Origin of the sequence: Pseudoalteromonas sp. MMG010 (assembly GCF_018100905.1) — a bacterium.
Lineage (GTDB): Bacteria > Pseudomonadota > Gammaproteobacteria > Enterobacterales > Alteromonadaceae > Pseudoalteromonas.
The window spans coordinates 34256-47095 of sequence record NZ_JAGJEG010000007.1 but is presented as its reverse complement, the minus strand read 5'-3'; the positions used below and the strand labels follow the sequence as shown (position 1 = coordinate 47095).

Annotated in this window: 8 protein-coding genes; all 8 read left to right on the top strand. The window is 40.5% G+C overall.

Features of this window, described 5'->3' with window-relative positions:
- Positions 1-467: 467 nt before the first annotated feature.
- The 8 genes from J8L70_RS08970 to J8L70_RS08935 all read left to right on the top strand — a co-directional run bounded on the left by J8L70_RS08970 (position 468) and on the right by J8L70_RS08935 (position 12710).
- Complete coding sequence (locus J8L70_RS08970) at positions 468-1220, top strand: DUF3450 domain-containing protein (RefSeq protein ID WP_211055233.1); 753 nt, start codon at positions 468-470, stop codon at positions 1218-1220.
- A gap of 10 nt (positions 1221-1230) precedes the next feature.
- Complete coding sequence (locus tag J8L70_RS08965; protein WP_211055232.1) at positions 1231-2598, top strand: MotA/TolQ/ExbB proton channel family protein; 1368 nt, start codon at positions 1231-1233, stop codon at positions 2596-2598.
- A gap of 2 nt (positions 2599-2600) precedes the next feature.
- On the top strand, positions 2601-3128 hold the full coding sequence (locus J8L70_RS08960; protein ID WP_211055231.1) for a MotA/TolQ/ExbB proton channel family protein: 528 nt from the start codon (positions 2601-2603) through the stop codon (positions 3126-3128).
- Positions 3129-3180: 52 nt separating this feature from the next.
- Positions 3181-3591, top strand: a complete 411-nt coding sequence (locus J8L70_RS08955) for a biopolymer transporter ExbD (protein WP_211055230.1) — start codon at positions 3181-3183, stop codon at positions 3589-3591.
- Positions 3592-3600: 9 nt separating this feature from the next.
- Positions 3601-4206: an energy transducer TonB gene (locus tag J8L70_RS08950; RefSeq protein WP_211055229.1), complete on the top strand. Its 606-nt coding sequence runs from the start codon at positions 3601-3603 to the stop codon at positions 4204-4206.
- 37 nt (positions 4207-4243) lie between these two features.
- The gene (locus tag J8L70_RS08945; protein ID WP_211055228.1) at positions 4244-5569 is read left to right on the top strand and encodes a CDC27 family protein; all 1326 of its coding nucleotides are present in this window, start codon (positions 4244-4246) and stop codon (positions 5567-5569) included.
- A gap of 277 nt (positions 5570-5846) precedes the next feature.
- Positions 5847-9944: a hypothetical protein gene (locus tag J8L70_RS08940; RefSeq protein ID WP_211055227.1), complete on the top strand. Its 4098-nt coding sequence runs from the start codon at positions 5847-5849 to the stop codon at positions 9942-9944.
- A 63-nt stretch (positions 9945-10007) separates the two neighbouring features.
- Positions 10008-12710, top strand: a complete 2703-nt coding sequence (locus J8L70_RS08935) for a TonB-dependent receptor (protein ID WP_211055226.1) — start codon at positions 10008-10010, stop codon at positions 12708-12710.
- Positions 12711-12840: the final 130 nt, after the last annotated feature.

Genomic DNA, 12840 nt, shown 5'->3' with positions numbered 1-12840 from the left:
TTTGATAATGCATTCGTTTCTGGTTTGTAGATATTTAATACCTAGTATAAACAGATTAAAAATATCAAACAAATAGCGATGCCGGCTATTGTGGCAATTAATTAATAAAAAGTAAGAGGGAAGGGGTTTTAAAATGATCATAAATACCGCCACCTTTATGACAGTTTTGTCTTACTAGCGTTAATTTATTTTATTTAAATGAGTGCGTAAATAATTTTAACTATCACATTAAATATTTAACCTATTGATATTTAATAGTTAAAATGCTTTTTTTGTTGTGTGTGGCAAGTTTGTTTCTTTTGTAATAAAACTGACTTTTTAGCGCAACATGCTTGTCATTTTTCATCTATACAATCTCGTTCATTGAAATTTATTGCTTAAATTAAGCTTTATATAAAAAGTTAAATTTTAAACAAAAAATTAAAACTAATAGCAAATCCGCTAATTAACGAGTAAAGGTGTATGCGATGAAAGCCGTTAAACCATTAATCTTAGCTGGTATTGTAGCAGCCAGTGCCGCAGTACAAGCAAATGATTTAAATAAGGTTATCGATAAAAGCAGCAAAATTAACGAAACTGCTGAGCAATCTCAAATTAAAATAGACAAAATTGCAGATTCGATGCAAGGACGTTTACAACAGTTTAAAATCCTTAATAAAGAAATTGATGGTTTAGCTGTTTATAACGCGCAATTAACGAAACAATTAAGTAACCAAATTGAAGAAATGGAGTCGCTTAACTTTTCGATGGATCAGGTCTCAATCATTGAGCGCCAAATTACACCTCTTATGTTACGTATGATCACAGGCTTAGAGCAGTTTGTATCTCTTGATGTGCCATTTTTAAAAGAAGAGCGCACCAAACGTACCGATTCATTAAAGGCCATGATGGATCGTGCTGATATTTCATCAAGCGAAAAATTCCGTCGTGTACTAGAAGCATACCAAGTTGAAGTAGATTATGGCCGTACTATCGAGTCATACACAGCGCTATTAACAGTTGAAGGTAAAGAAAGAGAAGTTGATTTTTTACGTATTGGCCGCCTTGAACTTATTTATTTAACACGCGATGGCAAACAAGCGGGTAGTTGGAACAAAGAGTCTAAATCGTTTGTGAGCTTACCTGATTCAGCCATTAGCCAAATTAATAAAGGTTTACGTATCGCTCGTAAGCAACTTGCCCCAGACATGTTAACCCTGCCAGTACACGCAGCGGAATAAGAGGTTAAAAATGAAATTGTTTACTCAAATGACAAAAATGGCCGTTTTTGCTGCAAGCTTAACGTTTGCGGGTACATCGGTAGCTGCCGAGCCAATGGACTTAGATGCTTTATTAAAAACACTTGAACAAGGCCAATCAGCGCAAGATGCACAAAATAAAGTGCGTGAAGATGCGTTTGTTCAGCGTCAAAGCGAGCAAGTGCAAATGCTTAAAGATACACAAGCTAAGCGTAATCAAATGCTGGTTGAATCTGAGCGTTTAGAAACCCAGTTTGAAGAAAATGAAATAAAGCTGGCTAATTTATCAGATACGTTAGCTAATCGTATGGGCACTTTAAAAGAGCTTTTTGGTGTTCTTCAGCAAGTGGCTGGCGATTCAAGTAATAAATTTGCAACGTCAGTCGTATCGGCTGAGTTACCTAATCGTAGCGTATTTATGGATGATTTAGCGCAAAAAATGGGCTCAACATCTAAACTGGCATCAATTGAAGATATCGAAAAAGTATGGTTTGAACTTCAACGCGAAATGACAGAGCAAGGTAAAGTGAGCCGTTTTAATACGTCGGTTATTGTTGCCGGTGGTAATAAAGCACAGCAAGAAGTGGTCCGTGTTGGCGCATTTAACCTTGTGTCTAATGGTAAATACCTTGAGTTTAACCCACGTACTAACACACTGAGTGAATTAACACGTCAACCAGTGACACGTTATAGTGATACTGCAGAGCAATTACAAAGTGCAACATCAGGTGTTGTTCCATTTGCACTTGACCCAACGGGCGGTTCAATACTTGGTTTATTAGTGCAAGCCCCCGATACATCTGAGCGAGTGACACAAGGTGGTACCGTTGGTTATGTTATTTTAGGTGTGGGTGTAGTAGCACTTATTATTGCTTTAGAACGCTTTTTCTCATTATTGTTTATTGGTGCAAAAATGCGTCGTCAGTTAAAAACTGATGTGCCAAGTAACGACAACCCGTTAGGGCGTGTTATGAAAGTCAAAGATGACTTCCCAACGGTTGCTTACGATACGCTAGAGCTTAAATTAAGTGAGGCAATATTACGTGAAATGCCAAAAATAACGCGAAATCTAACGCTCATTAAAATTATATCTGTGGTTGCGCCATTACTTGGTCTATTAGGTACGGTCACCGGTATGATTAATACCTTCCAAGCAATTACCCTATTTGGTACTGGCGACCCTAAATTAATGGCCGGTGGTATTTCACAGGCATTAGTTACCACCGTACTAGGTTTGGTTGTGGCTATTCCAACCGTATTTTTATACACCTTATTAAACACACGCGCTAAAAACTTACTGCTTATTTTACAAGAGCAAAGTGCCGGTATTATTGCTGAGCGTAGTGAGAAGGGAGCATAAACATGGTGCTATTGATTGATTCAATCAATGCTATCCGTGATTTTCTCGACACCGGTGGCCAAGTTCTCTTGGTCATTGGGGTGTTAATCTTCGCGATGTGGTTATTGATACTCGAGCGATTTATATATTTTTTTATTGGCTTTGGTCAGTACAAACGCAACATTAAAAAGACCTGGATTAACCGTCACGAACGCAACAGTTGGAACGCAGAGCAAATTCGCCAAGCAATGGTGTCTCGTGCCGGACTGCGTTTAAACACCAACTTAGCACTAATCAATGTCATGGTTGCTTTGTGTCCGTTACTCGGTTTGTTAGGCACAGTGACAGGTATGATCGAAGTATTTGACGTAATGGCGATTACCGGTACCGGCAGTGCTCGTTCTATGGCATCGGGGGTATCAAAAGCAACGATACCTACAATGGCTGGTATGGTTGGCGCATTATCGGGCGTATTTGCATCTACATTTTTACAACGTAAAGCAAAACGCGAAGTTGAATTACTTGAAGACAGCATGGTTTTAGACCACTAAATAACTTTTAACAACAGCTTTATTATAAAGCTGTTGTTTGCAGGAGAATAAAATGAGAGCACCACTGGGTAATTTAATGCAAGAAGATGATGCTGAAGAAATTAATATGACACCGATGCTGGATGTTGTATTTATTATGCTTATTTTCTTTATTGTTACGGCATCATTTGTAAAAGAAGCCGGTATTGATGTTAACCGTCCTGAAGCAGCCACCGCGGTTAAAAAAGAGCGCGCCAACATTTTAGTGGCTATTTCAGATAAAGGCGAAATTTGGATTAACAAACGTCAAATTGATGAACGTGCTGTACAAGCTAATATTGAACGTTTAAAAGCCGAGAACCCACAAGGTAGTGTGGTTATTCAGGCCGATAAAAAAGCAACCACCGAAACATTAATTAAAGTAATGGATGCGGCCAGAGCGGCGGGTGTATTTGATGTATCGATTGCAGCGCAAGAAGCATAAGGGTTAATTATGCGTTATTTAGTAGCATTAGTAATAGCAGGCTTAGTCACCTTCTTTTTGTTTTTAGGGATGCAAGCACTGATCACCGGCGGTGAAGGTGCTATGAGCGAACCTGCAAAAGGTAATGTGCTTGACTTTGTCCGCTTAAAGAAAGAAGAAACCGTACAAAAGAAAGAGCGTAAACCGCAAAAGCCGCCTACACCCAAAGAGCCGCCTCCCCCTATGGAGTCGCCACAAATGCAAGATAACAATAGCGATGCAGGTGCAAATAACTTTGATTTTGGAGCCGAAATTAGCGGTGATGTTGACCTCGCTGGTGGTTTAGCGCTTGAATCAAGTGATGGTGAATATTTACCGATTGTTAAAGTTGCCCCCGTTTATCCAAGACGCGCATTATCGCGTGGTATTGAAGGGTATGTAATTGTTGAATTTACAGTAACTAAACAAGGCACCGTTCGCAGCCCTAAAGTGATTAAAGCAGAACCTGAATCATTATTTGATAGAGCAGCAATGGACGCCGCTTCTAAGTTCAAATATAAACCACGTGTGGTTAATGGTGAAGCGGTTGAAGTGGCCGGTGTACAAAATAAAATATCTTTTAAAATAAATGGCTAAGCCAATATTTATAGCTAGTTAGAAACGCGAGGCGATTATGAAATTATACCCAGCAGCTAAATATTTAAAACTAACCTTGTTTTGCACAGCAGCAATCACAGCCAGTGTTGTGCTACCCAGTGCACTTAACTTATTGCCCGGTGTGAGTATGGGGATTGTAAATGCACAAGAGCAAAAAACAGTGCGTGTACCTTCATTACGTAACAAGGTTTACAGCCAATTAGCACGTGCACAAAAGCTTGCCGATGACGGTGATGCAACCGCAGGGTTAGCAGCACTTGATAGTGTTAAAGAGCGTATATCTAGCATGAATTCATACGAAATTGCGATGATGTATAACTTTTACGGTTTTATTTTATATAACGAAAATGATTTACCAGGCGCTATCGCGGCGTTTGAAAAAGTGATTGCAGAGCAAACTATCCCTGAAACACTGCGTTTAAGTACCACATTTAGCTTAGCGCAATTAGCCATGGCGAATAGTGATTACAATAAAGTTGTTTCATTTTTAGATCAGTGGGACGCTATCAACACTAAGCCTAAAACCGATGCATATTACGTATTAAGAGCGCAAGCGTACTATCAGCTAAAAGAGTATGAGCAAGGTTTAAGTTACATTTCACAAGCGATTAATTTAAGCGACAGTGCCGATAAACAGCCGAAAGAAAACTGGCTAGTGTTACAGCGTGCTATGTACTACTCACTGAATCAAAGCGACAAAGTGGTTGAAGTGCTTGAGCGCATGGTTAAATTGTACAATAAACCTGAATATTGGGTGCAGTTATCGGGGATGTATGGCGAAACGGGTAACGAAAAAGCACAGCTAGCAGTGATTGAAGCGGCTTATCAGCAAGGGTTTTTAAAATCTAAGTCGGATTACCGCCAGCTTTCTCAAGTGTATTTATATAATGGTTTAGCGTACAAAGCAGCTGAAGTTATGCGCGAAGCCATTAATTTAGGTATTGCCCAAGACAATGCTAAAAACAATGCATTTATCGCTGAAGCTTTTATCGCTGCTAAAGAAGATGACGAATCGGTGAATTATTTTGCTAAGGCGGCCGAACTGTCAGAACATGGTAAGTTTGATCAACGATTAGCTGAAGTCCTTGTTAATATTGAAAAATACGATGAAGCAGCCGATGCTGCGCGTATGGCACTTGATAAAGGCCAATTAGATTTTGAGTCTAATGCTTACGTTGCACTTGGGATGGCGCAATACAATTTACAAAACTTTGATGCGTCAATTTTAGCGTTTGAACAAGCGCAGAAACACAAAAAGTCACAGCGTTTAGCTCAGCAATGGATTAAGTATGTGAAAAGCGAAAAAGTGCACGCACAAACACTTAGAACCGCACTGTTATAATTTTAGCGTTGCTTTTGGGCAACGTCACCCTTTCATAATCGCAACACCCAAACCGCCTAACGGCGGTTTTTTTCTATCTATAACTTTAACTTATTGAATATGCGTTGTTTTATATTGTCATTTTAGTTTTATTAAAGTGTAACAACTTTGTCATATGTCTGGCGTAAGGTGTGTCGAATTAGAGACAAATTACCTTAGCCGATTATTAAGTCTGCTAACGTAACTTGGGTTTATCCATAAACGAACAAAATAATTAAATACTTTAACGGAGTGAACAATGAAATTATCTGACTTATTTAAAGTTAGTTTGATTGCATCTGCAGTGACTTTAGCGGGTTGTGGTGGTGATTTAGTTGTATCTGAAGGTGATACTTCAACAACAATTAATGAAGGCGATACAATAACAAATATCATTGATGATTCAGATGATAGTAATGATGAAACTTCACAACGTGATGATTCACAAAATGCGACGACGGGTTTTCCTAGTGATATAGATAACGCGTTTGTGCAAGGTTTAGCGACCGATGTTTCAAGTGAATTTAGTTCAATTACAGATAAACCTGTGTATCGTTTAACAGCAGATACAACGTTTACATCAAATGTAAGTTTAACCAATGATGCATACTGGATTATCAGCGGGCGTACGGCCGTTGGTAACGACCGTGCAGATAACGCTGTATTGTATATTCAACAAGGTACAACCATTATTGGTGAATCTGGCGATGACTTTTTAGTGGTTCGTCGTGGTTCGCAACTTGAATCAGTAGGCACAGTAAGCCAACCGATTACAATGACTTCAATTGAAGATGTGACCGGCGGTGAAACGACCATTGGTCAATGGGGTGGGTTAGTTTTATTAGGGAATGCACCTGCTAACTCGTGTGGCGATCAAGAAGGTGAAGCAACCGCCGATGAACTTGCTAACTGTGGTGTGTCTGCTGAAGGTGATGCGGGTCAGTTTGGTGGTAACATCAGCGATGATAACTCAGGTACATTAAAGTATTTAGTCGTAAAACAGGCTGGTAAAACACTGGGTAATGGCGATGAATTAAATGGTATTTCATTTGCAGGTGTAGGCTCAGCAACAACGGTCGATTACATCCAGGTTCATGAAAACCTGGATGATGGTATTGAGTTTTTTGGTGGTACCGTTGATGTTTCAAACGTTGTACTTACCAGCATCGGTGATGATTCGCTTGATTGGTCATTTGGTTGGACTGGTTCGGCAACAAACGTTTATATCCAACAACAAGAAGATACCGGCGATAATGCAATTGAAGCAGATAACTCTGAGTTTGACTCACAAGCAACGCCATTAACTAACCCAACTATTTCTAATGTGACGATTGTCGGTGCTGGCGGTAATAATGGTATTCGTCTTCGTGCCGGTACAGCCGGTGTGTTATCAAATGTATTTGTAACAGGCCCAGCCACTTACGAAAACTGTTTACGTGTAGGGTCTGATTCTGTGCCACGTGCTGAAGACGGCACGTTAACTATTACCCATTCAATTGTTGCCTGTGAAACAACAGCCAATAACTTTGGTAGCGAAACCATTAACGGTGACTCTGTTCAAGCATGGTTTGAAGCACAAGAAGGTAATCAAACTCTTTCAACTACCGAGTTAATGCTTGATGACGATGGGTTTACGCCATTATCAGGTTCGCCATTATTAGCCGATGGCCAAGTTGGCGCATTTGATGGTGTGACTAACTGGATGGACGGTTGGACTGTTGCTATAAACGGTGGTTTTCCAGAAGATATAGATAATGCCTTTGAACAAGGACTGGCAACCGATGTGTCGAGTGAGTTCTCAGAAATCACCGATAAACCTGTTTATCGTTTAACACAAGATACCACTTTTGTTGAAGATGTAACGTTAACTAACGATGCATATTGGATTTTAAATGGTCGAACAGCCGTTGGTAATGATCGCGATGATAATACCGTACTGTATGTTCAATCAGGGACTACGTTAATTGGTGAGTCAGGCGATGACTTTTTAGTTGTACGCCGTGGTTCGCAGATTAATGCGAACGGCTCGGCATCGGCACCTATTACGATGACTTCTATTGAAGATGTTACGGGTGGCGAAACTACAATTGGTCAATGGGGTGGCTTAGTATTACTAGGTAACGCACCTGCTAACTCATGTGGTGATCAAACAGGTGAAACAACCGACGACGAATTAGAAAACTGTGGGGTTGCTGCTGAAGGTGATGCCGGACAGTTTGGCGGTAATATCAGCGATGATGATTCTGGTGTTCTTCGTTATGTTGTTGTTAAGCATGCAGGTAAAACTTTAGGTAATGGCGATGAGCTAAATGGTATTTCGTTTGCAGGTGTCGGTTCAGCGACAAAAGTTGAATACATACAAGTTCACCAAAACCTAGATGACGGTGTTGAGTTTTTCGGTGGTAGCGTTAATGTGCGCAATATCGTATTAACCGATATTGGTGATGATGCGTTTGATTGGTCTTTTGGCTGGACGGGTCGTGCGCAAAATATTTATATCCAACAAAGCGCTGTTGAAGGTGATAACGCAATCGAAGCTGATAACTCTGAGTTTGATTCTAACGCCACACCATTAACGAAACCGCTATTATCAAATGTGACGATTGTTGGTGCAAATGGCACAAACGGTGTGCGTTTACGAGCAGGGACTGCGGGGGTTATTCGTAACTTAGTAGTCACAGGTCCAGATTCGTATGAAAATTGTTTACGTGTAGGTTCAGATTCTGTTGCTCATGCCGAATCGGGCGAATTGTCTATCGAGAACTCAGTTATTGCTTGTAGTACCGATAACAACTTTGGCGATGAAAGCATTGGCTCTGGCAATGTTCAATCATGGTTTGAAGGCCAAACAGGCAACCAAACGCTTACCTCTAGCGACCTAAATTTAGCCACCGATGGGTTTACACCTAAATCTGGCTCTCCATTACTGGGCAACGGTGTTGATGCTTCTCAGTTAGATGCATTCTTTACTTCGACTAATTATGTGGGTGCCTTTGATGGTGATACTAATTGGATGGATAACTGGACTGTGGCTATCACCCCTAGCTTTCCTGATGATGTAAGCAATGCTTTTGAGCAAGGTTTAGCAACCGATGTATCTAGCACGTATGCAGCAATTACTGATAAGCCTGTTTATCAATTAGACCAAGATGTTGTCTTTACATCCGATGTTACTTTAACAAACGATGCACATTGGATACTCAAAGGGCGTACGGCCGTTGGTAACGACCGTGCAGATAACAGTGTGTTATATGTGCAATACGGCACAACATTAATTGGTGAGTCGGGAGATGACTTTTTAGTGGTTCGTCGTGGCTCACAAATTGAAGCGCAAGGTACGGCTACGCAACCAATCACGATGACATCGATTCAAGATATGACGGGCGCCGAAACCGGTATTGGCCAATGGGGTGGGTTAGTATTACTTGGTAATGCACCCGCTAACTCGTGTGGTGATCAACAAGGTGAAGCAACCGCAGAAGAATTAGAAAACTGTGGCGTATCTGCAGAAGGTGATGCGGGTCAGTTTGGCGGTAATATCAGCGATGATAATTCAGGTACTTTAAAGTACGTTATTGTTAAACAAGCGGGTAAAACACTGGGTAACGGTGATGAGCTTAACGGTATTTCACTTGCTGGTGTAGGTAGCCAAACCGAGCTTGATTACATTCAAGTACATGAAAACTTAGATGATGGTGTTGAGTTCTTTGGTGGTACAGCAAGCATTAGCCACCTTGTATTAACAAGCATTGGTGATGACTCACTTGATTGGTCATTTGGTTGGACAGGAAATGCCCAATATGTATTGATTAAGCAATCAGGTTCAGAAGGTGACAATGCAATAGAAGCCGATAACTCTGAATTTGACTCTGATGCAACGCCTCTGACACTGCCTACGGTATCTAATGTTACTATTATTGGTGATGCCGGTGTAAACGGAATTCGTTTACGAGCGGGTACTGCGGGTATCCTTAAAAATGTGCTAGTGACCGGTGGTGAAGGTTACGAAAACTGCTTACGAGTAGGTTCTGATTCGGTGCCACGTGCTGAAGATGAAACATTAACAATCACTCATTCTGTTGTTGCTTGTGAAGCGGCAAATAACTTTGGCTCAGAAACGATTGGTACAGGCAATGTAGAATCGTGGTTCTTAGCGCAACAAGGTAATTCAGTGCAAGCAGCGGCTGATTTAGGCTTAGATGATAATGGCTATATGCCAGCGTCGGGTTCATTACTATTAAGTAACGGGTTTGATTCATCTAGCTTAAATAGTTACTTCGACGCTGTCGATTATATTGGTGCGATGGATTCAGATAAAGACTGGACAGCAGGTTGGGTTACAGTAGGTCTTGAATAACTCACTGTATATTATGGCCGGGCATTGCCCGGCTAGTATATTGTCTTGTTTCGGAGTAAAAAAATGAATTGTATCAAACCTTCTAGCCTTGTTTTATCAAAGTTAAACTATGCAGTGATTGCTGGATTATTGGGGCTATCGACCCACACTGCGGTTGCCGCACAAGCGCAAGCACAAGAGCAAGAAATAGAAGAAGTTGTTGCTGTAGGGCAACGTTTAAAAGGCAGCGCAGGCGCTGTTTTGCAAGAGCGCCAAAATCAAGCCTTTGTTGCTGATATTATGGGTGCTGACCAAATTTCTAAAACCGGTGACGGTGATGCGGCTTCGGCACTGCGTCGTGTTACAGGTTTAACCCTGGTTGATGGTAAATTTATTTATGTTCGTGGTTTAGGTGAGCGCTACTCAAGTACACAGCTAAATAATATGTATGTACCGAGTCCCGATCCTACGCGCTCTGTGGTACCGCTTGATTTATTCCCTTCAGATATCATTGAGAGTCTTAGTGTACAAAAGTCATTCTCGCCTGATATGCCAGCGCATTTTGGTGGTGGTAATGTAAATATCCGTACTAAATCAATCCCGTCTGACTTTTTGTTTAATATTCAGGTAGGCACTTCGTATAACACATCAAATAGCGATACCGGTTATTTTTACCAAGGTGGTGACACTGACTGGATGGGCCGTGATGATGGAACTCGTTCATTGGCGCCATCATTTGTTGAGGTATTTAACTCTGATGCAGGTCTTGAAGGTGATATTAATACTACGCTCGATGAGCGTATTTCATTAATTCAAGATTTAGATTGGGATGTAGGTATCAGCGAAAAAGACGTAAGCCCAGCGATGAGTTTTTCGGTGTCATTAGGTGATCGCTTTGACACTGAAGTGGGTACTTTTGGGGTACTTGCTGCGGTTTCTTATGATAACGAGTGGGAAGTAGTACAAGAGCAAAATGGTGCGAGTCTAGGGAGTTTAGGCTGTGAAGATAAGTGTTATGCTCAGTACTACTCAGGCACGTCTACCGAGCAAAATGTACGCTGGAGTGGTACTTTAAATTTAGGCTATGAGTTTAACTCAAACCATAAATTTGAACTGACTAACATTGCTTTACACGATATGAGTGACCGCGTGCGTAATCGTAGTTATTACGATGCAAACGAAACAGAAGAAGGCGATACTGAGCTACGCCGTGTGGACATTACGTACGAAGAACGTGAGATGTTTTCAACACAGCTTAAAGGCACGCATAACTTTCCTGAGTATAAGAATGTATTTTTTGATTGGTATGCTGGCTTAAGCCGTGCAAACAGAGATGCACCCGGTGGTATTGATATTGTTTATCAAACTAATTTAGATGACGGTGTGTTTGAATCAGAACAACTACAAGATGTTGCTGCGACTAATATCAGTCGTGAGTATCAATCATTACACGATGACGTAGAAACATTTGGCTGGAATATGGGGATCCCTTTTTATGGTGATGGCTATGAGCTTGAGCTTAAAATCGGCGGCGATTTTTCAGAAAAAAAACGTGACGCAAGTAATATCAGCTTTGGTATAACACACCGTGGTATTAGCGATGACTATACTTTTGGTTCAAATATTAGTGACATTTTTGCTGATGAAAATACCGCAAATGCTGATTTTTATTCAAGCGCGACAGGCTCTGGGATTTTTGATGATGGCACCACCGATGGCGATGCCTATGTAGCAGCACATCAATTAAATGCTTATTATTTTATGGCCGATTACTTTTTAGCTGACACATGGCGTATAACTGGCGGCGTGCGGTGGGAAGATTTTTCTCAAGTCTCTATTGGTTATCAAGCTCATACCCAGTTATTTGATTCATCACTTGAAGAAATTCAGGCCGTGGCTATTAAAGAAGATAACTTTTATCCTTCTTTAGCATTAACCTATATTATGAATGAAGAAATGCAGTTTCGTTTAAACTTAAGCGAAACCACAATTCGCCCTGATATGCGTGATGTTAGCTCTTCTTTCTTTGTTGATCCTTTGACTGAGTTCTTAGTTCGTGGTTCGCCTACGTTAGAAAGTTCAAATCTGACCAATGCTGATTTTAGATTTGAATGGTACATGCCATCAGGTGATAACCTATCGGTTGCATTGTTTTATAAAGACATTGAAAATCCAATTGAAATGGTTGAGTTAGCTGGGGTAGGGGGAGCCTCTCCTCAGTTACTTACAGCGAATGCTTCATCGGGTAAACTTGCTGGGATAGAGGTTGATTTTTTAACTGATTTTAGCTTTATTAATGCCGATTGGTCTGCGTTATTTTTATCAGGTAATGTCACGTTATCTGATTCAAGTGTGGATTTAGGAATTGATGACTCTGATGGTGTCGATTCGTTATTTGAATCACAGCTAAAAGATGCATTAGATGCCGATACCGTATCAAACATTGTCACTAATAACGAACGTCGTTTAGTTGGTCACTCACAATGGGTTGCTAACCTACAAGTTGGTTACGATTCACCAGATGGATTTCACTCAAGTTCACTTGTTTATAATGTGTTTGGTCCACGTATTATTGTTCCGGGTACACGCGGTAATGAAGATGCGCAAGAGCAGTCGTTTCATTCTTTGGATTTAGTGTATTCTTACTTTCCTAACTTTAATTCTAAAGTTAATTTTAAAGTGAAGAATATTTTAGGCCAAGAAAAAGAAATTGAACAAGAAGGCTTAACCTTGTGGAAGCAAGAAACCGGGACTGAGCTGAGTTTAAGTTTTAGCTACGAATTTTAGTTACTTCCTTAGCAAAAGCATAATTAACGTGTTTTTATGAACCCCATACTCGGTATGGGGTTTTTTTATGCATGTAATTCTGTATATGAAATAATTTTAAGTTATGCTTTATTTGCTAGTGTTGTCACCC

Excerpts from the sequence above, each read along its gene's own strand:
- J8L70_RS08970 (WP_211055233.1), top strand. The coding sequence starts at position 468 with ATGAAAGCCGTTAAACCATTAATCTTAGCTGGTATTGTAGCAGCCAGT.
- J8L70_RS08965 (WP_211055232.1), top strand. The coding sequence starts at position 1,231 with ATGAAATTGTTTACTCAAATGACAAAAATGGCCGTTTTTGCTGCAAGC.
- J8L70_RS08960 (WP_211055231.1), top strand. The coding sequence starts at position 2,601 with ATGGTGCTATTGATTGATTCAATCAATGCTATCCGTGATTTTCTCGAC.
- J8L70_RS08955 (WP_211055230.1), top strand. The coding sequence starts at position 3,181 with ATGAGAGCACCACTGGGTAATTTAATGCAAGAAGATGATGCTGAAGAA.
- J8L70_RS08950 (WP_211055229.1), top strand. The coding sequence starts at position 3,601 with ATGCGTTATTTAGTAGCATTAGTAATAGCAGGCTTAGTCACCTTCTTT.
- J8L70_RS08945 (WP_211055228.1), top strand. The coding sequence starts at position 4,244 with ATGAAATTATACCCAGCAGCTAAATATTTAAAACTAACCTTGTTTTGC.
- J8L70_RS08940 (WP_211055227.1), top strand. The coding sequence starts at position 5,847 with ATGAAATTATCTGACTTATTTAAAGTTAGTTTGATTGCATCTGCAGTG.
- J8L70_RS08935 (WP_211055226.1), top strand. The coding sequence starts at position 10,008 with ATGAATTGTATCAAACCTTCTAGCCTTGTTTTATCAAAGTTAAACTAT.